The organism is Marichromatium sp. PS1, assembly GCF_041155115.1.
Taxonomy (GTDB): Bacteria; Pseudomonadota; Gammaproteobacteria; order Chromatiales; family Chromatiaceae; genus Marichromatium; species Marichromatium gracile.
On sequence record NZ_BAAFHB010000002.1, the window covers coordinates 755,563 to 778,877 of the forward strand.

24 protein-coding genes and 2 pseudogenes are annotated in these 23,315 nt (G+C 68.1%); 15 read left to right on the forward strand and 11 right to left on the reverse strand.

Annotated features, from left to right (window positions below; all coding sequences use genetic code 11):
* The first annotated feature begins 2 nt into the window (after positions 1-2).
* Both ACAM26_RS04645 and ACAM26_RS04650 read left to right on the forward strand, forming a co-directional pair.
* The gene (locus ACAM26_RS04645) at positions 3-1,136 is read left to right on the forward strand and encodes a glycosyltransferase (RefSeq protein WP_369613197.1); all 1,134 of its coding nucleotides are present in this window, start codon (positions 3-5) and stop codon (positions 1,134-1,136) included.
* Positions 1,130-2,353 (forward strand): glycosyltransferase, encoded by a 1,224-nt coding sequence (locus ACAM26_RS04650; protein WP_369613198.1) that lies wholly within the window; start codon positions 1,130-1,132, stop codon positions 2,351-2,353. The genes ACAM26_RS04645 and ACAM26_RS04650 overlap by 7 nt, the downstream gene beginning before the upstream one ends.
* Here ACAM26_RS04650 and ACAM26_RS04655 read toward each other — a convergent pair.
* The 6 genes from ACAM26_RS04655 to ACAM26_RS04680 all read right to left on the reverse strand — a co-directional run bounded on the left by ACAM26_RS04655 (position 2,350) and on the right by ACAM26_RS04680 (position 10,173).
* Positions 2,350-3,411, reverse strand: coding sequence for an alginate lyase family protein (locus ACAM26_RS04655; protein WP_123143150.1), 1,062 nt, complete (start codon positions 3,409-3,411; stop codon positions 2,350-2,352). The genes ACAM26_RS04650 and ACAM26_RS04655 overlap by 4 nt on opposite strands.
* Before the next feature lie 25 nt (positions 3,412-3,436).
* On the reverse strand, positions 3,437-4,909 hold the full coding sequence (locus ACAM26_RS04660) for a lipopolysaccharide biosynthesis protein (RefSeq protein ID WP_369613199.1): 1,473 nt from the start codon (positions 4,907-4,909) through the stop codon (positions 3,437-3,439).
* 6 nt (positions 4,910-4,915) lie between these two features.
* Positions 4,916-6,316 carry a Wzz/FepE/Etk N-terminal domain-containing protein gene (locus ACAM26_RS04665; RefSeq protein ID WP_123143148.1) on the reverse strand — a complete coding sequence of 467 codons (1,401 nt, stop codon included), beginning with the start codon at positions 6,314-6,316 and terminating at the stop codon, positions 4,916-4,918.
* Between the two features lie 15 nt (positions 6,317-6,331).
* Complete coding sequence (locus ACAM26_RS04670; RefSeq protein ID WP_223806148.1) at positions 6,332-7,342, reverse strand: polysaccharide biosynthesis/export family protein; 1,011 nt, start codon at positions 7,340-7,342, stop codon at positions 6,332-6,334.
* Between the two features lie 31 nt (positions 7,343-7,373).
* Positions 7,374-8,759, reverse strand: a complete 1,386-nt coding sequence (locus tag ACAM26_RS04675) for a P-loop NTPase (RefSeq protein WP_369613200.1) — start codon at positions 8,757-8,759, stop codon at positions 7,374-7,376.
* 358 nt (positions 8,760-9,117) lie between these two features.
* Positions 9,118-10,173, reverse strand: a complete 1,056-nt coding sequence (locus tag ACAM26_RS04680) for a sugar transferase (protein ID WP_369613201.1) — start codon at positions 10,171-10,173, stop codon at positions 9,118-9,120.
* A gap of 393 nt (positions 10,174-10,566) precedes the next feature.
* Between ACAM26_RS04680 and ACAM26_RS04685 the strand changes: the two genes are divergently transcribed.
* The 6 genes from ACAM26_RS04685 (at position 10,567) to ACAM26_RS04710 (ending at position 15,749) form a co-directional block, all read left to right on the forward strand.
* Positions 10,567-11,319: a Nif3-like dinuclear metal center hexameric protein gene (locus ACAM26_RS04685; protein WP_123139574.1), complete on the forward strand. Its 753-nt coding sequence runs from the start codon at positions 10,567-10,569 to the stop codon at positions 11,317-11,319.
* A 204-nt stretch (positions 11,320-11,523) separates the two neighbouring features.
* Complete coding sequence (petA, locus tag ACAM26_RS04690; protein WP_123139573.1) at positions 11,524-12,117, forward strand: ubiquinol-cytochrome c reductase iron-sulfur subunit; 594 nt, start codon at positions 11,524-11,526, stop codon at positions 12,115-12,117.
* A complete protein-coding gene (locus tag ACAM26_RS04695; RefSeq protein ID WP_123139572.1) occupies positions 12,117-13,361 on the forward strand; it encodes a cytochrome b N-terminal domain-containing protein in 1,245 nt (414 codons plus the stop codon). Before petA ends, ACAM26_RS04695 begins: the two co-directional genes overlap by 1 nt.
* Positions 13,358-14,089, forward strand: coding sequence for a cytochrome c1 (locus ACAM26_RS04700; protein WP_132228964.1), 732 nt, complete (start codon positions 13,358-13,360; stop codon positions 14,087-14,089). The genes ACAM26_RS04695 and ACAM26_RS04700 overlap by 4 nt, the downstream gene beginning before the upstream one ends.
* A gap of 358 nt (positions 14,090-14,447) precedes the next feature.
* The gene (gene sspA / locus ACAM26_RS04705) at positions 14,448-15,074 is read left to right on the forward strand and encodes a stringent starvation protein SspA (protein ID WP_025275053.1); all 627 of its coding nucleotides are present in this window, start codon (positions 14,448-14,450) and stop codon (positions 15,072-15,074) included.
* 213 nt (positions 15,075-15,287) lie between these two features.
* A complete protein-coding gene (locus tag ACAM26_RS04710; RefSeq protein ID WP_123139604.1) occupies positions 15,288-15,749 on the forward strand; it encodes a ClpXP protease specificity-enhancing factor in 462 nt (153 codons plus the stop codon).
* Positions 15,750-15,761: 12 nt separating this feature from the next.
* On the opposite strand, the gene ACAM26_RS04715 is transcribed toward ACAM26_RS04710, so the two are convergent.
* Positions 15,762-16,079 (reverse strand): DUF3301 domain-containing protein, encoded by a 318-nt coding sequence (locus ACAM26_RS04715; protein ID WP_123139570.1) that lies wholly within the window; start codon positions 16,077-16,079, stop codon positions 15,762-15,764.
* A gap of 15 nt (positions 16,080-16,094) precedes the next feature.
* Between ACAM26_RS04715 and ACAM26_RS04720 the strand changes: the two genes are divergently transcribed.
* Complete coding sequence (locus ACAM26_RS04720) at positions 16,095-16,391, forward strand: hypothetical protein (RefSeq protein ID WP_123143414.1); 297 nt, start codon at positions 16,095-16,097, stop codon at positions 16,389-16,391.
* Positions 16,392-16,398: 7 nt separating this feature from the next.
* Here the strand turns inward: ACAM26_RS04720 and ACAM26_RS04725 are convergent, their stop codons facing one another.
* Positions 16,399-17,460, reverse strand: coding sequence for an AI-2E family transporter (locus ACAM26_RS04725; protein WP_123139568.1), 1,062 nt, complete (start codon positions 17,458-17,460; stop codon positions 16,399-16,401).
* A complete protein-coding gene (locus ACAM26_RS04730) occupies positions 17,457-17,903 on the reverse strand; it encodes a hypothetical protein (protein WP_123139567.1) in 447 nt (148 codons plus the stop codon). The genes ACAM26_RS04725 and ACAM26_RS04730 overlap by 4 nt, the downstream gene beginning before the upstream one ends.
* A 301-nt stretch (positions 17,904-18,204) precedes the next feature.
* On the opposite strand from ACAM26_RS04730, the gene ACAM26_RS04735 reads away from it, so the two are divergent.
* Positions 18,205-19,404 (forward strand): TraB/GumN family protein, encoded by a 1,200-nt coding sequence (locus tag ACAM26_RS04735; protein WP_369613202.1) that lies wholly within the window; start codon positions 18,205-18,207, stop codon positions 19,402-19,404.
* Positions 19,405-19,421: 17 nt separating this feature from the next.
* Here ACAM26_RS04735 and ACAM26_RS04740 read toward each other — a convergent pair whose 3' ends face one another.
* The gene (locus ACAM26_RS04740) at positions 19,422-20,000 is read right to left on the reverse strand and encodes a YqiA/YcfP family alpha/beta fold hydrolase (RefSeq protein WP_123139565.1); all 579 of its coding nucleotides are present in this window, start codon (positions 19,998-20,000) and stop codon (positions 19,422-19,424) included.
* Between the two features lie 23 nt (positions 20,001-20,023).
* Positions 20,024-20,965 (reverse strand): hypothetical protein, encoded by a 942-nt coding sequence (locus tag ACAM26_RS04745; RefSeq protein ID WP_369613203.1) that lies wholly within the window; start codon positions 20,963-20,965, stop codon positions 20,024-20,026.
* A 156-nt stretch (positions 20,966-21,121) separates the two neighbouring features.
* Between ACAM26_RS04745 and ACAM26_RS04750 the strand changes: the two genes are divergently transcribed.
* The 5 genes and pseudogenes from ACAM26_RS04750 (at position 21,122) to ACAM26_RS04770 (ending at position 23,304) form a co-directional block, all read left to right on the forward strand.
* Positions 21,122-21,886 carry a spermidine synthase gene (locus ACAM26_RS04750; protein ID WP_369613204.1) on the forward strand — a complete coding sequence of 255 codons (765 nt, stop codon included), beginning with the start codon at positions 21,122-21,124 and terminating at the stop codon, positions 21,884-21,886.
* A gap of 119 nt (positions 21,887-22,005) precedes the next feature.
* A complete protein-coding gene (locus ACAM26_RS04755; RefSeq protein WP_369613205.1) occupies positions 22,006-22,140 on the forward strand; it encodes a hypothetical protein in 135 nt (44 codons plus the stop codon).
* A 159-nt stretch (positions 22,141-22,299) separates the two neighbouring features.
* The gene (locus ACAM26_RS04760; protein ID WP_123143411.1) at positions 22,300-22,584 is read left to right on the forward strand and encodes a peptidoglycan-binding domain-containing protein; all 285 of its coding nucleotides are present in this window, start codon (positions 22,300-22,302) and stop codon (positions 22,582-22,584) included.
* A gap of 118 nt (positions 22,585-22,702) precedes the next feature.
* Positions 22,703-22,933: pseudogene (locus tag ACAM26_RS04765) on the forward strand (glycine zipper domain-containing protein); the annotation flags it as partial.
* A gap of 3 nt (positions 22,934-22,936) precedes the next feature.
* Positions 22,937-23,304: pseudogene (locus tag ACAM26_RS04770) on the forward strand (hypothetical protein).
* Positions 23,305-23,315: the final 11 nt, after the last annotated feature.

Genomic DNA, 23,315 nt, shown 5'->3' on the forward strand with positions numbered 1-23,315 from the left:
CGGTGTCGCTCGTCATCCTGCTGTCTGTCGCTGCCGCCATAGCCATCGCTGCGCTACTGGCGCTGCCCGCGCTGCTGACCCTGCTGCCCGAGCGTGAGCCGGGCGCGAGGCTGGGCGGCGGATTGCCGGGGACGGTGTCGCTGATCGTCCCGGTGCACGGCTCGGGCGCGGCGCTCGCGGCCAAGCTCGACTCGCTGCGTGGTCAGCGCTGGGGTCCGGGTCGGCTGGAGCTGATCCTCTCGCTCGACGGTCCGGTCGCCGACCTGCCAGTACTCCCCGACCTGCCCGGGGTCGATTGCCGGGTGCTCCGCAACCCGCGTCGCGGTAAGTACGGTGCGCTCAACGCCGCGGTCGCGGCGAGTGCAGGCGAGTTGCTGCTGTTCTCCGATCTCGACGCCCGACTCGCCCCCGGTGCGCTGGCGGCGATGGTCGCGGTCTTCGCCGAGGCCGATGTCGGCGCCGCCTGCGCGCGTGTCGCGGTCGATCGTGAGGACGGGCTGATGCAGGCGCGTTACTGGGACCACGAGAGCCGGCTCAAGGCGCGCGAGATGGCCCGGCTGGGCTCGATCACCGCGAGCAACGGCACCCTGCTGGCGATCCGGCGCGTGCTGTTCCGACCGATCCCGGCAGGCGTGGTCGACGACCTCTTCGTCGGGCTGTGCGCCGTCGGCGCCGGGCGGCGCTTCGTCTTCGTGCCCGAGGCGGTGGCGCTGATGCCGCCGCCGGCGCGCACCCTGCGCCGGGTGTTCGCGCGTCAGCGGCGCATCGTCTGTCGCGGGCTCAACGCGCTGCGCCACTGTCCGCAGGCGCTCTCGGTAAGACGCCACGGTCGTTATGCGCTGGCGCTGATCGCGCACAAGGTGTTGCGCCGCGCCTTTCCGCTGGCGCTGGTGCTGGGGCTCGCGGCGCTGCTCGCGCTGGCGCTGCGCGACGGCGGCGGCTGGCTGGTGCTGGCGCTGGCGGCGCTGGGCGGGCTCGGGGGCGCGCTCGGGCTGGTCGCGGCGCTCGGGCTCGATCGTGACCCCGGGCGCTGGCCGCGGGTGCTGACGCTCGCCCCCTGGGCGCTGTGCGTCAACGCCGGGATCGCGATGGGCTGGTACGACTTCCTGCGCGGGCGGCGGGTGACCCAATGGTGAGGGTCGGCTATCTGGTCTCGCGCTTCCCCACCTTCACCGAGACCTTCGTGCTCGACGAGATGCTCGCGCTGGAGGCGCTGGGCGCCGAGATCACCCTCTTTCCGCTGCTGCGCGAGCGCCCGCGCGCCACCCATCCGCAGCTGGCGCACCTGCGCGCCGAGGTGGTCTACAGCCGCTTCGTCTCGGGGCCGATCCTGCGCGCCAACCTGGCGCTGGTGCTGCGCCGTCCCTGGCGCTATCTGCGCACCCTGGTCGAGACCTTCGCGCGGGTCGCACCCAGCCGCAATTTCACCCTGGGCGCGGCCGGGATCTTCCTCAAGTCGGTCTATATCGCCCGCGAGGCCGAGCGTCGCGGCATCGGTCGGCTGCACGCGCACTTCTGTACCCATCCGACGCTCGCCGCCTGGATCGCGCACCGGCTCACCGGGGTGCGCTACAGCTTCACCGCGCACGGCAGCGATCTCCACGTCGATCAGACCATGCTCGCCGAGAAGCTGCGTCGTGCCGACTTCGCGGTGATGATCTCGCGCTACAACCGCGACTTCACCCTGGCGCGGGTGGGCGCGCGCTGGGCCGAGCGGCTGCGGGTGATCCACTGCGGTATCGACACCGGCGCCTTCGCCCCGCTGCCACCGCGCGCCGATGCCGGCGACGGGGTGCTACACATCCTCTGCGTCGCCTCGCTGCGCCGGGTCAAGGGGCATGTCCATCTGCTGCGGGCCTGCGCCCAGCTTGCGGCCGAGGGGCGGGACTGGACCCTGACCCTGGTCGGCGATGGTCGGCTGCGCGCCGAGCTGGAGGCCGAGTGCCGGGCGCTGGGGATCGCCCCGCGCGTCCGTTTCCTCGGCCAGCTCACCCGGCCCGAGGTCACCGCCTGTCTGCGCGATTGTGACGTGGTGGCGTTGACCAGCGTGCAGGACGCCCGGGGGCGGCGCGAGGGCATCCCGGTGTCGCTGATGGAGGCGCTGGCCGTCGAGCGCCCGGTGGTGGCCAGCCGGCTCTCGGGGATCCCCGAACTGGTCGAGCACGGGCGCACCGGCTTGTTGGCCGCGCCGGGCGAGCCGGCCGCGATCGCCGCGGCCCTGGCGCGGGTGGCCGATCATCCAGAGGAGGCGCGCGCGCTGGCACGCGCCGGGCGCGCGCGGGTGCTCGCCGAGTTCGATCTGTCCGACAACGCCGCGCGGCTCCATGCCGCGTTGGCCGCCTCACCCGGCTAGTCGCTCGGCGCCCAGTCGGCGTGGGTCCAGTCGGTATAGCCGATGTTCTTGCCCGGGCGGCTCGGCACCGGGGCGGGGAAGTCGCGGTGATAGAAATGATTGATCAGGTGCGGCTGCCAGGTGTCGTCGCCCTCGGCGGGGAAGTCGGCCTGCTGGTGCAGCCACTCGAAGGCGCGCAGCAGGGCCTGGTCCTGCCAGGCGAAGACGTCGTAGCCGGCGCGCTCGAGGATCACCGCCTGGGCCAGCGCGCCCTGCAGGGTGGAGTAGATGTAGTTCTCGTGCGGTGGCGGCCAGTCGAAGGGGCCGCTGCGTCTCAGCCCCTCGGCGATCGCGCCGTCGATGCTGTGGCCCGCGCGCTGCGCGCCCGAGGGATTGATGCCGACCGGGCGGCGCGGATCGGCCTGCCAGTCGAGGTCGCCGTAGCGGAAGTCGGCGTAGGCGGCGCGGTCGCCGAGCCAGCCGCGGAAGATGCGCGCGACCTCGGCGATCTCCTCGGGCTCATCGAGATAGACGGCGATCGCCAGCCGGGTGGCGCCGGCATAGGTGCCCCAGCCATTGGGACGACGCTCGTGGGTCTGGCGCAGGGTCCGCCCCTCCGACATCGGGACGTCGCGCACCCGCGCCAGCCAGTCGCGAAACAGCGCGTCCTGCTCCGCAGTGAGGCCGACCAGATCGGCGGCGAGGACATAGGCCATCAGCTCGCGCCCGAGCGCGAGCGAGCTGGCGCCCTGCTCGCTGCCGATGATGTCGAGACAGGCGCGGCGCACCGCCGCGGCCATCAGCGGGTCGCCGGTGCGGGCGTGGACCAGCGCCTTGGCGAAGACCCGCACGTTGCTCGGGTCGTTCTGATCGGAGAGGTCGGGGTCGGGCACCAGACGCTCGGCATCATCGCGCACCGCCTCCCAGGCCGCGCCCGTGGTCGGCAGTTCGGCAAGTCGCGCGCGTGCGATCCAGGGACCGGCGGCGAGGCGCTCCATGTCGGGCGGTGGCGCGGCCCGGGGCAGGGCGGGGACGAGCAGCACGGATGCCAGCAGCAGGCGATGAACGAGACGTGACATGAGGCCCCCTCTCGGGTTCGGTGGATCAGCGCCTGAGCCGCAACAGCCGTCGCCAGGGCAGCGGCGAGAGCAGCGCGAGCCGGGTGCGCGCGAGCCGGTGGAGCAGCAGCAGCAGAGCGATGTGGACGAGGATGCGCAGCGCCGTCGCCACCGGGCCATGCCCCAAGGGTAGCAGCGACAGCGTCCAGATCAGCGTGCCGTTGAGGACGAACAGCGGCCAGATCCAGTCGAGCTGGCGCCGCTCGCTGCGCTCGAGGTGGTCGAGCTGTGGGCGCAGGATGCGCCGAAACAGCATGAACAGCAGCGCAAACCCCAGCACGCTCGCGCCGGCGATGCCGGGCAGTCCCCAGCCCAGGCGCACTGCCAGCCAGGCGCTCATGCCCTCGCCGACGAGCACCACTGGGACCAGCAACGCGGCACGACGCTGCTGCTCGAAGGCGACCACCAGGCTGCGCAGCACCAACGCGAGGGCGAGGAAGTGGATCCCGCAGGCGAGGATCTGGGTGGGGACGATCGCCGCCTGGTAGCGCGGCAGCAGCCAGTCGATCGCCAGCGGGGTGGCGAGGGCCACCGGGCCGATCAGCAGCGGCATCAGGAAGACGGCGTTGAGCGCCGGGCGCAGCAGATGTTCGCGCAGCAACTGGTTGCGGTCGGCGTCGGCGAGTTCGCCCATCAGCCGCGGCTCGAGGATCTCGCGGGCGGTGCCGGGGATGTTGCGCAGGAAGCCGACGATCATCACCGCCACCCCGTAGTGACCGAGTGCACCGGCGCCGAGCAGCACCCAGGCCATCACCCGATCGGCGGTGACCACCAGCATCATCGCCAGCTCCAGACTCATGATCGGCCAGCCACGCCGGATCATCTCGCCGCCGAGCCGGAGTGGTCGCGCCGGCCAGCGTGGGACGATCCCGGCCTGCTGCCAGAGCAGCACCCCGACCGCAGCCTCGGTGATCAGCAGCGACAGCAGCAACCCGGGAAAACCGAGTGTGGGCAGCAGCGCCAGGGTAGTGGCCAGCAGCAGCGCGGACTCGAGATAGTTGGCGCGACCGATCAGGTCGAAACGGTGACGCGCCTTGAGCGCCGCGAAGGCGGTGTGGTGCCAGGCCTGGAGCAGCACCACACCAGCCATTGCCGTCAGCCCCAGACGCAATGCCTCGCCCTGGCCGCCGCGCAGTGCGATCAGTATCAGCGCGCCGGCCACCAGGAAGTCGAGCAGCAGGGTGGTGAGGATGGCCCCGGAGACCAGCGACTCGGCGCGTTCGCCCTCGCCCCGGGCGAGGTGCCAGGGGTAGTAGACGCGCAGCGTGGTACGCGCGCCGAGATGGGCGTAACTGGCGTATTGCGGGACCAGCTTGAGCAGGGTCCAGACCCCGAACAGCTCGGGGGTGAGCAGTCGGGGTCTGAGGAAGGCGGTGATGGCGCCGATCAACTGGCGAGTGATCTTGCTCGAGAGATAGCGGGTCAGGGTGGTGCTGAAGTCGGCGCGGCGTGGCTCCATCGCGGGCTAGCGCGGTGGCGGTTGCGATGGCTCGGGAGACGGTGCGTTGACCGCCGGGATCGAGAACAGCAGCGGCAGGCCGGAGAACTGCTCGACATCGCGCGCGGTCTTGAAGGTGTGGTCGAAGAACTCGCGCACGAAGCCCAGGCTGAAGCCGGTGACGAAGCCGGCGAGCAGCCCGATCACCAGCAACACCGGGCGGTTGGGGAAGACCGGTTGGCCGGTGGAGAAGGCAGGGCTGAGGATGCTGACGAAGAACAGCGACAGGGTGGAGTCGACCCCGGCGTTGATCTCGGCCTCCTCGCGACGCTTGAAGAAGGTGCCGAAGGACTGGCGCAGCAGCTCGGCCTCGCGGCTCAGCCGGTCGCTCTCGATGCCCTGGCGCTGCAGCTCGAGGTTGCGCGCCTCGATCTCGGCGAGGCGGCGCTGCAGGATCAGCTGTTGCTCACGCAGTGCGGCGAACTCGCTGTCGAGCTGGTCGCGATAGTCGGCCACCTCCTGCTTGAGCTGCTCCATGGTGGTGGCGATCTGGGTGTCGATCGCCGCGACCGCGTGGGCGTCGGGCTCGTAGTGGCGCGCGGTGCGGCCGCGCTCGATGCGCAGGTCGATGATCCGCGCGGCGATCTCGGCGACGGTCTGGTTGGTGATGAAGGCGTAGTTGCGCAGATGGTCGGTGGCGAGGGTGCGATCGAGGTGCTCGAGCTGTTCGCGCAGGGTCACGGCGCGGGTGTCGAGATCGAGCAGGCGCTCCTCGACGTTCTGCTTGATCAGCAGGTTGAGCTCGATCTCCTTGGCCGGGTTGGGGGTGCCGGTGGTGTTGGCCAGCTCGATCAGCGCCTGTTCGGTGGTGCTGATCTGATCGCGGAAGCGCTCGACCTGGTTGACGAAGAAGTCGACTGTGCCCTCGGGGTAGAGGATCTCGGCGCGCCGCTCGATATAGGCGGCGAGGATGGCGTCGAGGATGATTACCGCCGCGGTGGCGTCGGCATGCTGGAACTCGACGTTGATCACCCGCGAGTCGGGCACCAGCTCGATCTGCAGTCGGTTGCGCACGCGGTGCCAGTCGAGGGTGTCGCCGAGTTCGGGGTGGCTCTCCTTGAGTCGGGCGATGGCCCCTTGCTGCACCGCCGGCGAGCGCAGCAGCTCACGCTCGGAGCGCAGGTCCTCCTCGCTGACCTTGAACGAGCGGACCTCGGTCTCCTCGAGCGACTGCGGGCTGCGCTGGAGTTCGCTGGCGCGCAGCAGGATCGCGCCCTGCGCCGAGTAGATCGGCGGGGCGAGGAAGGCAATCGCCGCGGCGGCGAGGAACACCGCCAGGGTGGTGAGCAGGATCAGTCGCTGCTGGGCGAAATAGATCTGCAGCAGTTCGCGCAGATAGTTCTCGGTACGAAGGTGGGGACGTTCCACGTCAGCTTGTCCTGGTCAGAGTTCGTCGATCGAGACGCTCTCGACGGTGATGTGCCAGCCACGGAACATCAGCGCCTCGCTCACCTGTCGGGCGATCTGCGCGGCCTCGCTGATGCGGGTGCGCGGCACGAACACCAGATCGTCGGGCATCAGATAGAACATCGGCTTGCGCCCGCCGAGCGCGCCGGAGCGGCTGAGATCGATACGGGTGGCGATCACCTTGCCCTGATGATGACGGGCGACGATCACCGAGTCGAGCTGGGCATCATCGTTGTAGCTGCCGGCCAGCGCCAGCGCCTGCGCCACCGAGATCGGCTTGACGATGGTGAAGGCGCCCGGCTCGTTGACCGCGCCGAGCACATAGACCAGCGAGCCTGAGTGTCGCTCGAGGAAGAGGTCGACGTGCAGCCCGGAGATCAGCTGTTCGTAATCGCGATTGAGCTCGGTGTTGAGCGCCTCGATGGTGCGCCCGGCGGCCATCACCTCGCCGACCATCGGGAAGGTGACATAGCCGTCGGGGCGAACCGTGACCAGACGGCTGAGTCCGCGCGGGGCGGTGTGCAGATCGCGCTTGAGCTCCTTGATGGCGGACTGGAACTCGGGCACCTGGACGTAGATCTCGGGGTCCTTGAGGATGCCGGCATAGGCCTTTTTGAGCTCCTGCTCGACCTGCTTCGGGGTCTTGCCGACGACATAGTACTCGCCGATGTAGGGCAGGCTGATCATGCCGTTGGGGCGGACCAGCTGCTCCTCGTTGAGCTCGGGGGTGTAGATGAACTTGACCGCGACGGTGTGATCGACCGAGATGTTGAAGGTGTCCTTCTCCAGCCAGGTGCGGATCTGGAACAGCACGTCGAGGGTGTCGCCGGGCGAGACGGTGTACTTCGGCATCAGGTCGAACTTCTCGCCCTCGGTGAAGGAGAAGGACTGACGCGCGACCACGACCTCCTCGTCGACCTCGAGTACGGTCTGCTGCTGGGCGCAACCGACGAGCAGCATCAGCAACGCGAGGACGAGGACCGGCAAGGCCGGCGTCGGCCGGGATCGGGATCTGGACTCAGGCATACAGCCCCCTGGGGATGTAGTACTTGCGCTTGTTCAGCACCGCGCCGAGCAGCCGCGCCCCGGCCGATTGCAGCCGATCCTGGGTGTACTGCATCACCTCCCAGCGGGTGCGCTCGCTCTCGATCACCAGGATCACGCCGTCGAAGGCGGTGGCGCCGATGGTCAGGTCTTGCTCGCCGAGGCTGCTGGGTCCGTCGATCAGCAGCAGATCGTAGCGCTCGGCGCCGGCGCCGCGCAATGCGTCGAGACGGGCGCGCAGGCGCTGCGGGTCCTGGCGTACCAGCATGTCACGCTGATGGAGTCCCAGGGTGACCAGGTCGAGCCCCGGGGTGTCGGTGGGGCGGATGACCTCGTCGGTCTGGGCCCGCCCGGCGCAGAACTCGCACAGCCCGGGGCCCTCGTCGGTCTCGAACAGGCTCGCCAGGTGTGGGTGAGTGGGGTTGGCGTCGACCAGCAGCACTCGCAGGCCGATGTCCTGGACCCCGGCATAGGCCAGTTGCAGCGTCACCGTGGTCTTGCCGGCGCCGTCGTTGCAGCTGCTCACCAGCAGCGAGCCGAGCGGTGGCTGCTGGCGCAGCCGGATCAGGCACGAGGCGGCCGTGTTGCGGTTGAGGGTGCGTGCAAGCTGGAGCGGGTCGAGTGCCTGGGTGTTGTCCGGCGCCGGCGTGTTCGAGGCCGGCGTGTCCGGCGGTCGTGACGGCGGTGCGTCGTGGTCCTCGGCCCTGGTGTGCTCGGTGTGTGCGAGGGTGGAGGCCGAGAGCCGCTGCTGATGGGCGACGAAGTAGTCCGGGGACTCGGCGTACCACTTGCCGAGCGCCTCGATCGGGGTGTGGGCGCCGAGGATCGGTTGGGGCTGATGATGGTTGTAGTCACGCGCCGCCTGGCGCAGTGCCCGTTTGAGCGGCTGGGCCTCGAGCCTCTCCTCGGCGCCGTCGAGACGCGCCTCGAGCAGGGTATCGAAGCCGTGCAGCAGGGTCGTCGCGCTGACCGGCTCGGCGGTCTCCTGATGATGGGCGATGTCGAGGCTCTCGCACAGCTGGGCGAGCGCCTCGGTGTCGGGCAGCATGGCCCCGCCGTCGGTCTGGTCGGACGGGGTGATGGTGATCAGCTCGCGCACCAGGATCGGACAGGTCTTGAGCAGTGTCTTGAGAAAGGCGCGGGTCGCGGCCGGGCTGAGCTCGTGGGTGACGCGCACGAACAGCCAGCGGGTGGCCTGGTCGATGGCGACGAAGAGATACCACGGGCGCGGGTCATCGACCGGCTGGGGCAGTGTGCGGGTGGCCAGGTAGAGTCGACCGGGCTGGACGTGGGGCGAGGGGCTGGGCGCGGACTCGACAGGCGTCGCGGGGGGGGCGATCGTCTCGCTTGCCGGCGCCATCGGCGTGCTCGTGGCTGCGCGCTCCTCGACCAGCGTTGATGTCGGGGTGGCGGTGAGGCTGTCCTGGCGGGGGACGTCCAGGCCCTCCGCGGCGCGCCCGCCGTCCTCGCTCGCCGGGGCCGATGGCCGCTGTGCGCCGGGTGCTTCCGTGGTCGGGGCGTTCGTCTCGGGTCCGTCCTGGGGCGAGGGTCGCGCCCTGTCTGCGCTGGACGATGAGCGTTCGTCAGGGGTGATGGAGTCAACGCTCAACGGTGAATGCGGGGGTGTCATGGATGCGTCCATCTCCAAGAAGTGCGTCTGCTGTCCGTGGACCGCAGTGGGGGACCTGCCGGACTCGACTGGAGGTCGATGCCCCAATTTAACAGAGGCTGGAGAGCAGGAAGTATTTTTGGAGCTTGAAGGCGTTCAAAGGTGTCGCCGGTCGGATCTGCAGCACATAGTCATGATAGCCCTCCAGTCCGGGGCTGGGGCGCTGCATGGTCAGCTGGGCCTCGCACCGCACGATCCGGCGCTTTTTCACGCTGCCGCCGGGGTGACTGGCCTGGCGCTCGAGTCGCAGCCGCACGGGCTGGGGCGGGGGCTGGTGCCCGGGCGGGCAGCGGATCAGCACGGCCTCGTCGTTGAGATCGACGAGCGTGCAGGCACAGGCGTGCTCCTCGTTGCTTTCGAGCCACACCCGACCGTTGTCCGGTGCGATGCGTTCGCGGAGGCGCCGTTCGTCGCGTACGCGCTTGCGCCGCAGTCGTTGCCGTAGCGCGGCGAGCAGGGTACGCAGGAACCTCAGGCCGAGCGCCCACAGCGCATAGGCCAGCAGTTGCAGGTCGTTGCCGATGCGCTGGTTGCGGATCAGGTAGAAGCTGTCGATCAGCGAGCGGATACGCTTGGGACTGCCGTGCGGGGTGAACAGCTGGGCGTAGCCGATCAACCCGGGGCGGGTCTGGAAGCGCAGGTCGTAGCCGGGGATGTCGCGACACAGACGCTCGTAGATCTCCGGGCGTTCCGGGCGTGGTCCGATCAGGTCCATGTCGCCCTTGATGACGTTGATGAGCTGCGGCAGCTCGTCGATCCGGGTCTCGCGCAGGAAGTGCCCGATCGGGGTCTCGAGCCGCTGTCCGCGTCCGAGCAGGGTGGCGCCGATGATGCGGTCGGCATCGGGCTTGAGGGTGCGGAACTTGTACATCGCGAAGGGGCGCTTGTGACGTCCCAGGCGGATGCTGGAGTAGAACACCGGACCGCCGTCGGCGAGCTTGATCGCGATCGGGATCAGCACGAACAGTGGTGCGGTGCAGATCAGCAACAGGGTGCCCACCAGGATGTTGAGCACCAGGCCGGTGAGGGTGTTGAGCTTGCGATAGCCACCGCTGAAGCGTGGGGCGACGTGCTCGGTGGGGGAGCGGGGAACCTGTGCGTGCATCGCTACCGGACTAGTGCGCTGTCGGCCCACGGCATCCGGTGCCGGGTCTCCAGCATGTTGTTGTGAGCTGCCGCGACGATCAAAGCAATCATCATGCTCTTTTCGTGTGCCGTCGGTCGGCGCCTGTCCCCGGCATGCTAACGCGCCGGATCAGCGAGTAGAAGAGCAAAAAATACGCCGAAGCTAACCGATGGATGTTATGGTTTGCGGGTCCCTTGTCCCTGCCGTTCCCGGGGCGTTCGTTTCAGCGACGCCACGAGGCCTTCCCGCGAGCGTGCCTGTCAGTCTGTGACAGGATCGTCCGACAGGTGGCCTGCCGGCTGTCGGGATCGCGTTGCGCGTGGATGATGCCGATGCGCGCCGTCTCAGGATCGACTCTCAGAGGTAAGCGTCATGTGCCAGCCGCACGAACTGGTCGCTTTCTGCGATCAGTTGCTCGATGCGTCGGCCTTTGCCGACTACTGTCCCAATGGTTTGCAGGCCGAGGGGGAGCGCGAGATCGCTCTCCTGGTGAGCGGGGTGACCGCCAGTGCAGCGTTGATCGAGGCCGCCTGCGACCTCGATGCCGACGCCATCCTGGTCCATCACGGTTGGTTCTGGAAGAACGAGCCGCCCTGCCTGACCGGGATCAAGGGGCGACGTGCAAGGACGCTGCTCAAGGCGGGGATGAGCCTGATCGCCTATCATCTGCCGCTCGATGCCCATCCCGAGGTGGGCAACAATGCCACCCTGGGGCGTGAACTCGGCATCCTCGACGCGGCGCCGGCGTCCGTTGGCGGTGGCTTGCTGTGGACCGGTCGACTGGCCGCGGCGCAGGCCCCCGAGGCCGTCGCCGCGCAGGTGGCCGAGCGCCTCGGGCGTGTGCCGTTACTGGTCGGCGAGCACGCTCGAGCGGTCGAGCGCGTGGCTTGGTGCAGCGGCGGAGGGCAGGGCCACATTGAACTGGCGGCCGACTTGGGGGTCGATCTGTTTCTGAGCGGAGAGATCTCGGAGCAGACCACCCATCTGGCTCGCGAACTCGGGCTCTCGTACCTGGCTGCGGGACATCATGCGACCGAGCGTTATGGTGTCCAGGCGCTCGGTACACGGGTCGCCGAACACTTCGGATTGCGCCATCAATTCATTGAGATCGCCAACCCGGCCTGAGTGCCTGGTGTGGTTAATGTGGTAAAATGGTGCTTTTTCCGAGTTTTTCTTGACCCGTCGCGTCAAGATCAAGGAAAATGCGCGGTCGGTTCTGTAGCCAATCGTCATATTCTTATCTTCCATCTAAACCTTTCGTCCAATCTGCGTGTGGTGTCTGCCTGAATGCCGTCGGCAGCCTCCGCACCAGTCGGGGGTAGCTAGCCTATGAGCGCGCAAGGCGTGAACAAACTGAGGCGACGAGTACTCGTCGCTGCGACCAGCGCGGTCGGTGCCGTCGGTGCCGGCTTCGCTCTCGTCCCGTTCGTCTCATCCATGAACCCGAGCGCGCGCGCCCGGGCCGCGGGTGCGCCGGTCGAGGCCGATGTCAGCAAGCTTGAGCCCGGTGCACTGCTGCGCGTCAAGTGGCGCGGCAAGCCGGTGTGGGTGGTGCACCGCACGCCGAAGATGCTCGAGGCACTGGCGAGCAACGATCCCAAGCTGGTCGATCCGGGCTCCGAAGTGCCGCAGCAGCCCGAGTACTGCCAGAACCCGACCCGCTCGATCAAGCCCGAGTATCTGGTCGCCATCGGCATCTGTACCCACCTCGGCTGCTCGCCGACCTACCGCCCCGAGTTCGCCCCGGAAGATCTCGGCGCCGACTGGAAGGGTGGCTTCCACTGTCCCTGCCACGGCTCGCGCTTCGACCTCGCGGCACGCGTCTTCAAGGGTGTGCCGGCCCCGACCAACCTGGTCATCCCCAAGCACACCTACCTCAACGACACCACCATCCTGATCGGTGAGGATGGAGGAGCTGCCTGATGAGTGCGGAAAAGACTGAAAACCTCGACTGGCTGAACCAGCGCTTCCCGCTGGCCAAGACCTGGCGCGCGCACGTCGCCGAGTACTATGCGCCGAAGAACATGGGCTTCTGGTCCATCTTCGGCTCGCTGGCGCTGCTCACCCTGGTGATCCAGATCCTCACCGGCATCTGGCTGGCAATGAGCTACAAGCCTGCCGCGACCGAGGCCTTTGCCTCGATCGAGTACATCATGCGTGATGTCGACTGGGGCTGGCTGATTCGTTACATGCACTCCACCGGTGCCTCGGCCTTCTTCATCCTCATCTACCTGCACATGTTCCGCGGGCTGATGTGGGGGTCCTACCGCAAGCCGCGCGAGCTGCTGTGGATGATCGGCCTGGTGCTCTACCTGGTGATGATGGCGACCGCCTTCTTCGGTTATCTGCTGCCCTGGGGCCAGATGTCCTATTGGGGCGCGCAGGTCATCGTCAACCTGTTCGCCGCCGTGCCCGGCATCGGCGAGGACCTCTCGGTCTGGGTGCGTGGTGACTATGTGATCTCCGACGCCACCCTCAACCGCTTCTTCGCCTTCCACTTCCTGCTGCCCTTCGTGCTCGCCGCGCTGGTGTTCCTGCACATCGTCGCGCTGCATCACGTCGGCTCCAGCAACCCGGACGGCATCGAGATCAAGAAGGGCCCCAAGGGCAACCGCTGGGACAAGAACGCCCCGGCCGACGGCATCCCCTTCCACCCCTACTACACGGTCAAGGATCTGGTCGGCGTTGCCATCTTCCTCGCGCTGTTCTCGCTGGTGGTGTTCTATGCCCCGACCATGGGCGGGCTGTTCCTGGAAGCGCCGAACTTCCAGCCGGCCAACCCGCTGCAGACCCCGGCGCACATCGCTCCGGTGTGGTACTTCACCCCCTACTACGCGATGCTGCGCGCAGTGCCGCCGATGTGGGGTTCGCAGTTCCCCGGCGTGGTGGTGATGTTCGGCGCCATCCTGATCATGTTCCTGCTGCCCTGGCTCGACCGCAGCCCGGTCAAGTCGATCCGCTACAAGGGTCCGATCTTCAAGGCTGCCCTGGGTATCTTCGCGGTGACCTTCGTGGTGCTGGCATGGCTCGGCATGCGCCCGGCCTCCGATCTCTCCACGTTGCTGTCGCAGATCTTCACGGTGCTGTACTTCGCCTTCTTCCTGCTGATGCCGATCTACAGCTCGCTGGACAAGACCAAGCCCGTTCCTGAGAGGGTGACCTCATGAGAAAACTGATCATCGCCACCCTGCTGCTGCTCTCGCCGGTCACGCTGCTGGCCTCGGGTGGGGGCGCGCATCTGGAAGACGCCGACATCGATCTGCACGACAAGGCCTCGCTGCAGCGCGGTGCCAAGTACTTCGTCAACTACTGCATGGGGTGTCACTCGCTGCAGTACATGCGCTACAACCGCATGGCCGAGGACCTGGGCATCGACGAGATCTCGCTGCGCGAGAACCTGATCTTCGGTGACGCCAAGCCGGGCGACCTGATGACCAACTCGATGCGTCCCGATGACGGCGAGAAGTGGTTCGGCACCGCGATCCCGGACCTCACCCTGGTGACGCGCTGGCGTTCGCCCGACTGGGTCTACACCTACCTGAAGAGCTTCTACGTCGACGACACCCGTCCTTACGGCGTCAACAACGTGCTCTTCCCGCTGGTCGGCATGCCCCACGTGCTCGGCGGCCTGCAGGGTGTGCAGCAGCCGGTGATGTCCGAGTCGCATGACGGCGGCGAGGCGATCGCGGTCGGTGTCGAGCTGGTCGAGGAGGGCACGCTCTCCACCGAGGAGTACGACACCATGGTGCGCGACATCACCGCCTTCCTGACCTATGCCGGGGAGCCGATGAAGCTCGAGCGTCAGCGTCTGGGGCTCTATGTCCTGCTGTTCCTCGGCGTGTTCTTCCTCATCGCCTACTTCCTGAAGAAGGAGTACTGGAAGGACATCCACTAGTCGCTGACTCGTGGAGCCCGGTCGCACGAGGCTGAACTCTGCGACCCTCGAGGCCCGTCACTCTAGCGAGTGACGGGCCTCGTCGTTTGGGTCGGCCTAGCATGTCCGGGGTGCCTTGTCGAGGGGGTGTGGGTGAAAAAACACCCCGGTGAAAGCCGGGTCAGAGTATACTCTCCGGGTTGGTGTCCGCCCTCCAGGCATGGCCAAGGCGTGCGGGCTCGACATGACGGTGTCGCGTAGATGCGCGCGCATGGCGCGGTTTTCGCGCGAGGCTGGTGGTGCCGCTGCCAGGGTAGGCTGGCGGTCTTGACTCTTTGGAGCCCTGCCGGGCTCAGCCGACGCGCTGGAGAAGGGAAGAATGGCAGTGGCTGCGAGCAGACGAGCTGTGATGACGCTATATTCGGATCCTGTTTGTCCTTATTGCCATCGGGTGAGAATGGTTCTCGCCGAGAAGGGAATCAGCGTTGACGTGGTCGACGTCGACGCCCACGATCTGCCCGACGAGGTCATGGACTTCAACCCCTATGGTACGGTCCCGACCCTGGTCGATCGTGACCTGCGCCTCTACGAGTCGCAGATCATCATGGAGTATCTCGACGAACGTTTCCCGCATCCGCCGCTGCTGCCGGTCGATCCGGTCTCGCGGGCCAATGCGCGTCTGTTCATGTATCGCATCGACCGCGACTGGTACGCGCTGATGCGGCGCATCGCCATGGGCGATCAGAAGGAAGCGGCGCAGGCTCGCAAGGAGCTGCTCGAGAGCCTGATCGTGACCGCCCCGGTGTTCGGTGCCCATCCCTACTTCATGAGCGAGGAGTTCTCCATCGTCGACTGCTGCGTGGCACCGCTGCTGTGGCGTCTGCCGCGTCTCGGCATCGAGCTCCCGGCGCAGTGCGCGCCGATCCGCGCCTACATGAAGCGGATCTTCTCCACCGACGCCTTCCGTCAGAGCCTCAGCGACGCCGAGAAGGAAATGGCCGCCTAGCGGGCTGAGCCGACCGTCGGTCCCCGAGTCGCCCCGGCATGGCGGCGGCTGCTACTCTTGTAGGCGGTCCGGGCGCGTCGCTACACTGAGCGTCTCGTCCGGGCTTGGCCGGTGAGTGCCGTGTGCGGTGTGCCGGAACACCATTCCGTGCGTCAGGCGCCGCCGATCCAGGCCTTCCCGGATCGCCCAGACCTCCAACACCAGACCGCTATGATGACCTCGACCAAACCCTATCTGATCCGCGCCATCCACGAGTGGATCCTCGACAACGACATGACCCCGCACCTGGTCGTCGACGTCAGCTACCCGGGCATGCGTGTCCCCACGGAGTTCGCCGAGGATGGCCGCCTGGTGCTCAACATCTCGCCCTCGGCAACCCGTAACCTGCTGATCGGCAACGAGTGGATCGAGTTCAACGCCCGTTTCGGTGGCGTTGCCCGCGATCTGCTGATCCCGGCCGAGGCGGTGATCGGCATCTTCACCCGCGAGAACGGTCAGGGCATGGTGTTCCCGGAGCCCGATGCCCCCGAGGAGGACCTGCTGCTCGACGACGAGCTCCCGGTCGAGAGCGGTCCGACACTGCGTCCGGTCGAGAGTGGCGAGGGTGCGCGCGATGAGGCGCCGTCGCGTCCGGCCAGGAGCAAGGGCGGCCCGACCCTCAAGGTCGTCAAGTAACGCGACTTGCGTTCAGGCGTCCTCGCTGCGCGCCGGCAGGCCGAAGCTCAGCTCCTCCAGCGCGATCCCGCGCAACACCAGATAGCCGCTGCGCCGTCCGGTCCCTTCCTCGCTGAACTCGAAGCGATAGACCCGGCGCAGTCGCACCCCGCCGGCGCCCCAGCTCAATCCGATCCGGCGCAGCGCGACCGTCTGGTCGAGCAGCTGCAGGTCGCGCTGGGCGCAGCCGCGATCGCACAGGACAAGTGCCCGCTCGCGGGCGCGCAGACCATCGGCCCAAAGCCCGGCGAGCGCGGCGAGCAGCAGGATCGCCAACAGCTCCTCGCTCATCCCCCGATTCCCGTGATGGCGCCGCTCCGGCGCTGCTGGCCGTTGCTGCTCGCCGTGCTGTTGTCCGGCTGCGGCGGCGGTGATCCGGGCGCGCCCGCCGATGCCGCGCAGCTGCGCGCGCTGCATGCCCTGATGGTCGAGATCCGCGCCGATCTCGCCGCGGCCCGCGTCGCCGAGGCGCGCGCCGGGCTGCCAGCGCTGCGGCGTCTGGGGCACGGGCTGACGGCGTCGCAGCAGCGTTCGGTCGAGCGCTTGACGGCGCTGGTGGAGACCGAGTGGCGCTGTGCGCGCCAATGGCGTTGCGACGATTGACCGGTCCTCATTCTGCGTGCGCCTCGCGGGTGTCGCCGGTGGTGACCTCGGGGCCGAGCAGGATCGCGATCGGTCGGGTCTGCGGGGTGGCGTCGAGCGCGATCTTCAGCGACATCGTCAGCGGCACCGAGAGGAACATGCCGACCGGCCCCAGCACCCAGCCCCAGAACACCAGTGAGACGAACACCACCAGGGTCGAGAGCCCGAGTCCGCGGCCCATGATCCGGGGCTCGAGGATGTTGCCGACCAGGGTGTTGATGGACACATAGCCGAGCGCCACCAGCAGCGCGCTCTGCAGGTCGAGCTGGACCAGCGCCAGCAGCACCGCCGGGATCGCGGCGAGGATCGAGCCGATGGTCGGCACGAAGTTGAGCAGGAAGGCCACCGCCGCCCACAACACCGCGAAGTCCACCCCGAGGATCGCCAGCCACACCCAGACCGCGAAGCCGGTGCCGAGGCTGGTGACGGTCTTCAGCCCCATGTAGTGATTGACGCTGTCGAGCACGTGCTTGAGCCGCGCGATCGAGGCCTCCGGGGTCTTGAGCGCGAGGGTGAGCTTGGCCGGCAGGTTGGTGGCCTCGAGCAGGATGAAGACCACGGTGAGCAGGATCAGGAAGGTATTGGTCAGCGCGCCGCTCAGCCCGGAGATCAGCTCGCCGGCGAAGCCGAGCGCGCGCGCCGGGTCGATATAGGTCTGTAGCGCCTCGCGCGAGGTGTGGATACCGATGCCGTCGAGCCAGCCGACCAGTTCGCCGGTGAGCTGCTTGAGCCGCTCCTGGTACTCCGGCAGGCTCGCCTCGAAGCCGCCGAGAGAGCCTGCCACCAGCACCCCGGCGATGCTGCCGACCCCGACCAGCCCGAGCATCACCGCCACCAGCGCCAGCCCGTTGGGCAGGCCGCGGCGGCGCAGATAGCCGAGCGGCGGGCTGGCGATCACCGCGATGAACACCGCGAGCAGGAAGGGGGCGATCAGCGACGAGGCCGCCTGCATCCCGGCGATGACCACCACGAAGGCGCCGGCGACCAGCAGCAGCCGGGCTGCCGAGCTGAAGCCGATCTCCTCGCTCATCGCTCGCGCGCTGCCGGCAGCTCGAACTGCGGCAGCCCGGTGTGCAGCCACCAGGTCTCACGCTCGGCATCCCAGCGCCAGGTCTGGGCGTCGCTGACCTGGCGCAGCACCTGGGTGTCCTCGTGCAGGTAGTCGATGAGCACCAGCTGGTTGGCGGTGTCCTCATCGGGCAGGTTGAGCGGGCGTATCACTTCGTAGCCGGTGACGCGGACGCCGGAGAGATCGGGCATCGGCGCCTCGGCGCGCAGCTCGGGGTCGAGCATGCCGTAAGCGGTATCGAAATAGCTCCAGCGGATGGCGGTGTGATAGCGGTAGGTGGCCGCCTGCAGGCTGTTGTTGCGCTTGTCCCTCTCGACCGTGGCGCAACCGCCGGCGAGCAGCGCCAGCACGACGGCGGCGAGGACCAGCGAGACGAAACCTGGGGTCGATGAGCGAGGCTGCATGTGGGCTCCGGGGTTCCTGTGCTGCACCGTCGAGCGATGATAAGCCATCGGGCGCGTTCGACCAATCCGCGACCGGGGGGGTATGATGCCGGCCCTCATCGACACCGGGATGTGTCGCCGCTGTCCGCGCCGCTCGCCGCGTTTGTTCGTCGGTTCGCCGAGCGCACCCTGGTTCGGCGGGACTCGACCCGCGGCTGCCAACGTCCGCGGCCATGAACCGAATGAGCCTGATTCCGTGCCGCTGTCCTCCAGGAACGGGGCTGCGGTGTCCTTTTCTGTTGCTGTCCGCGGTGAACCCCTGATGCCCGAGATCGCTGAACCCAATCACGAAATCGTCCGAGACGGGGTCCACTACACCCTGCTCGGCACCGCCCACGTCTCGCGGGTGAGCGCCGAGCAGGTGCGTCGACTGATTCGCAGCGGCGACTACGATGCCGTTGCGGTTGAACTCTGTCGCAGCCGTTACAAGGCGGTGATCGACCCCAAGTCGCTGTCACGGATGGACCTGTTCTCGGTGATCCGCCAGAACCGGGTCTACATGGTGGTCGCCAATCTCGCGCTCTCGGCCTATCAGCAGCGTCTCGCCGATCAGTTCGGCATCGAGCCCGGCGCCGAGCAGCGCATGGCGCTGCGTCTGGCCGATGAGCGCGAACTGCCGGTGCTGCTGATCGACCGCGAGATCGGGACGACGCTGCGGCGGATCTCGGCCAATCTCGGTTGGTGGCGGCGCTATACCCTGTTCACCGGGCTGCTCGCGGCGATGGTGACCTCCGAGCAGGTCACCGAGGAGGAGGTCGAGCGGCTCAAGGAGGGCGATGTGCTCGAGACCACCTTCGCCGAGTTCGCCGCCGATCGTCGCGATCTCTACCAGCCGCTGATCGAGGAGCGCGATCGCTACATGGCCGCCAAGCTGCGGCGCGAGGCCGAGCGCACCGGTGCCAAGCGGGTGCTGGCGGTGATCGGTGTCGGCCACCTGCGCGGCATCGGGCGCTGTCTGGCCGAGGAGGACGAGTCGCCCGACCAGGTGACCGCCGAGCTTGAGCGGTTGCCGCCTCCCAACCCCTGGCCGCGTCGCCTGCCCTGGGTGCTGGTGGCGCTGATCCTCGCCGGCTTCGGCTATGGCTTCGCGATGAGCCCGGAACTCGGCTGGGAACTGGTGGTGAGCTGGGTGGTGATCAACGGCGGGCTCTCGGCGCTCGGCGCCCTGGTCGCCGTCGCGCACCCGCTGACCGTGCTCTCGGCCTTCGTCGCCGCGCCGCTGACCTCGCTCAACCCGACCATCGGCGCCGGCATGGTCGCCGGCGCGGTGGAGTTGTCGGTGCGCAAGCCGAGCGTCGGCGACTTCAGCCGGCTGCGCGACGACGTCGCCTCGCTGCGCGGCTGGTGGCGTAACCGGGTGGCGCGGGTGTTCCTGGTGTTCCTGCTCAGCTCGCTCGGTTCGGCCCTCGGCACCTATATCGCCGGACTGCGTATCGTCGGCCAGCTGGTCGAGGCGCACTGAGCGCGCCGGCGCCCGGCTCAGGCGTCGGCGTCGAGCTGGGCGCGGATCAGCGCCACCGCTTCGTCGAGGTGCTGGAAGGCGTGATCGCCGCCGTCCCAGACCCGCACCCGGGCGCCGGCGCCGCACTCGCCATAGAGACGTTCGGCGATGCGATGGTCGATGACCTCGTCGCCGCGGTCGAGGAAGACCGTGGTCGGGACCCCGTCGCAGGGCTGCTCGACGGCATAGCGCCGGGTCTGTTCGGTCTGCTCGCGACTGACCTGATAGCGCTCGCCGTCTGCGGTGGTCAGGGTCTGGCCGGCATAGTCGTCGAAGAAGGCCCAGGGGGTGAGCGCGGGGTTGATCAGATAGAGGTGCGAGAAGCGGAAGCGGCGCGCCAGATACTGACCATAGAAGCCCCCCATCGAGCTGCCGACGACCGCCGGGGAGGGATGGTCGAGCCCGGCGAAGAAGCGCTCGAGGGTGGCGATTGCGGCATCGGGGCGATGGGCCGGGTAGTCGATCGCCCGCACCGGGTGGGGGGCGAGGTGTTCGCGCAGGAAACCGGCCTTGAACGAGCGGCTGGAGCTGTTGAGGCCGTGGAGATAGACGAGCATGGCGGGGTGGTTCCGGGTCGGGGTCAGCGGATGGTGGGCGGGCTCTGGCGTTCGTCGGCGGTCGGGCCGAAGAAGGTCTGGCGGAACTGGGCGCAGCGCTCGATGTACTCGCGCGTGCTCTTGGGCATGGGCACGCGGGCGCGGACGATGAAGCGGACCAGCTCGGCCCCTTCGCACAGCAGCCGCGATCCCTCGAGCGCCTCGCGGATGGCCAGGGTGCCGGCATTCGTCGGGAGCTGGGGCTCGAGTTCGCAGAGTCGGTCGCTGGCGACGGCGAAGGCGGGCCAGACGTCGAAGATGGTCGGGTCGGTGCGCAGGATCTCGCACTTGCGCTTGGCCGTCTCGGCCAGGGCATCGACCGGCGCGGCGATCTTGGGGAGCTGACGACTGGCGGCGAAGCCATCCTTGATCGCCCCGGCGATGCGGTCGATGTCGCGCATGGTCATGGCAATCTTGACATAGCGGCTCTCGTAGAAGGCGGCGATCGGCATCGAGAAGGCCTTGAAGGGCTCGCCCCAGAGTTCGTCGATCCCCTCGTCGCCGCCGCGATGACGGACGATCTTGCCGAGTTCGAGCGCCTCGAGCAGATACTGTCCGCACTCGCGCATCAGGCTGTTGTCGGGGCCGATCTCCACCCCGGTGGCCTGGAGCTCGACGAGACAGCTGAAGATGTCGGCGGCGCGGTTGAACAGGGCGCCGGCGAGCATTGCGCCGTTGACCCGCTTGCGCTCCGGATGGCATTCGGCGGCATAGGCCGCGCGCGCCTCGTCGAGCCGGGCGCCGGGGATGTTGATGCCGTGCTCGACGTGGTTGAACAGCCTGCGAGTCAGCGCCTGGATCAGCTGGCGCTTGGTCTCGAGGGTGTCGGCGGGTGGTTCGTAGTACTTGATCCAGTACCCGTCGTAGTGCACCCGGGTGTCGCCGTCGATCTTGCGTCTGGTGCCGTTGGCGATGGTCTGGGACATACGTCGCTGGGATCGAAATGACCGGAATGGGGCGCAGTGTAGAGAAGAGCTTGCGCGCCGTCAGCCCTTGCCGAGTCTAGACTGATGCCATGGGGCGGCAATCGGGTTCGCTACCGCTGCCGGGCCGCCTGGATCCATGCTGTCGAGAGAGCATCAATGCAACATAGGGACAAGGTCGCGGCCATCTTCATGGGGCTGTTCGTCTGGGGGTTCGCCGGTGCGCTGTTCGGTGCGCTGTTCGCGGGCCTGTATCAATTGCTGGTCGGGTTGGGGATTGCGGGCTGGCTGCCGCTGCTGATCGCCGCCACCATTGCCGCCACCACCACCTCGGCCTTCTACAGCGCCATGCCGGTGGCCCTGGCCGGGGCCATGGCCGGGGTGCTGGCCTCGATCGCCTATCTGATCGCCACCGGGCATCAGGTCGAGCTGCCCTTGATCGCCGGCCTTGCCGGTCTCGCCGGGGTGCTGGCCGGCGGTTTCTATGCCTGGGCCATCAGCAGCGGTGCCCGCCCCCTGGCGCAGACCTTCAGCGGTCTGCTCGCCGGTCTGCTCGCCGGGACGGTGCTGGCGCTGCTCCTCGGGCTGAGCGGGATCGAGGTCGGGATGTTCACGCTCGCCGCCGGGGTCGTGGCGCTGGTCGGCTCGATCTATCAATTCTCGGTGCGTCGGTTGGCGCACGCCGCCGACTGGCTGCCGGGCGGGCTGTCGGCGCCAGTGGTGGCGGGCTTGATCGCCGCGGTGGTCGGCGCCAGTGTGTGGATCGTCGGCGGTACCACCGCCGGGCTGCATGTCGCGCCCGGTGCGGCCTTCGAGGCGATTCTCGCCGAGGTCCCGGCAGGTCTGCTCGGCGGCGCGCTCGGTGGCGCGCTCACCGGTCTGCTGCTGGAATCGCTCGGTATCGATCTGCAGGCGATCGCTTGAGCGCCTGCCTCGGGAACGAATCGGGCACTTATGGGCTAGGCTCAGGTCTACAACCCTGGTTGCTGAATGGTTGTATTGGTTCCACTTTCTTGCATCTCGTTGATGAGGAGGTCTTCATCATGTTGTTGTATGTCCTGCTTCTCCTGGCCGTTGGGATCGTCATCGGCTGGAACTGGCCGCAGCCGCAGTGGGCGCGTGATTTCCAGGCGCGCGTGGTTGGCACGGTGCGCTCGCTCACCGGCAAGGCCAGGTAAGACGCGCGGTGCGCTGAGGGGCCAACCGCGCGTCACTGGACGCGCGGTTGGCTCAGGGCGGCTTCAATCGGTGGGGTGGGACGGCTAGACTGCCGATGCCGGTGGGTCACTCGATCCACGCATACATCCATCCAGTTCATCCGAACCGCGAGGGAATCCATGCGCAGTATTCCAAAACGTCTCGCCCTGATCTCCGCGATCCTCTGTCTGGCGGTGCTGAGCGCCCCGCTGCACGCCGCGCCCTTCAACGTCCAGCGCGGCCAGATCGCGCTCCAGGAACTCGGCTATGCCCCCGGCCCGGCGGACGGGATCTACGGTCCGGCCACCCGCTCGGCGATCAAGCGTTTCCAGCGTCATCACGGGCTGGCGGTCACCGGGCGCTTCAACCAGGCCACGGTGGCGCGGCTGCGTCATCTGATGCAACGACGACACATGCGTCGTTGATCGTCCTTCTGTGAGGTGTTGTCCCATGTCCATCCGATTCGGTGCAGCGGCGCTGTGCCTGCTCGCTTCATTCCTCTCGGCCGGTTGCGCCACCCAACCCGGGCGCGCCACCACCGGCGGCGCGCTGATGGGGGCGGCCACCGGTGCGGCGATCGGCTCGTTGAGCGCCGACGCCGGCAAGGGTGCGTTGATCGGTGCCGGTGCCGGCGCGCTCGGCGGCTATCTGATCGATGCCGAGAACGCCTCGCGCCGTCCGCCGCCCTCGCGCTATGGGCCGCGCCCCTATCAGGGGCAGCCCTGTCCGCCGGGGCTGGCACTGGGACGCGGCGGGCGCTGCGTGCGTTACTAGGGGATGGAGCGTTTCGCCCTGGCGCGGGTCGCGCTCGCGGCCCAGACGTTGCAGTCACGGCTCGGGATTGCCGAGCTCGCCGACTGCTGCGCCAGCATCGACCGGGTGCTCTGGCATGATGGCGCGAGGGCGAGCTCTACTGTCTGTGGGGGCAGTTCCTGGTGCGTCGCGAGTGTCTTCGTGGCGGTGTGCGCTTCGCCCTGCCGGAGTGCCCCAATGCGCTGGCCTGGACCCTGACCGAGACGATCGATGGCGGTGCGGTGATGATCCACTGCACCATCGCGCGGCACGACCCCGAGCCGGAGTTCGTCGAGTCGATCGAGACCTTCGTCGAGGATTGGCGCATCGGGCTGGAGCGCTGTTTCGGCTGAACGCCCGAGGC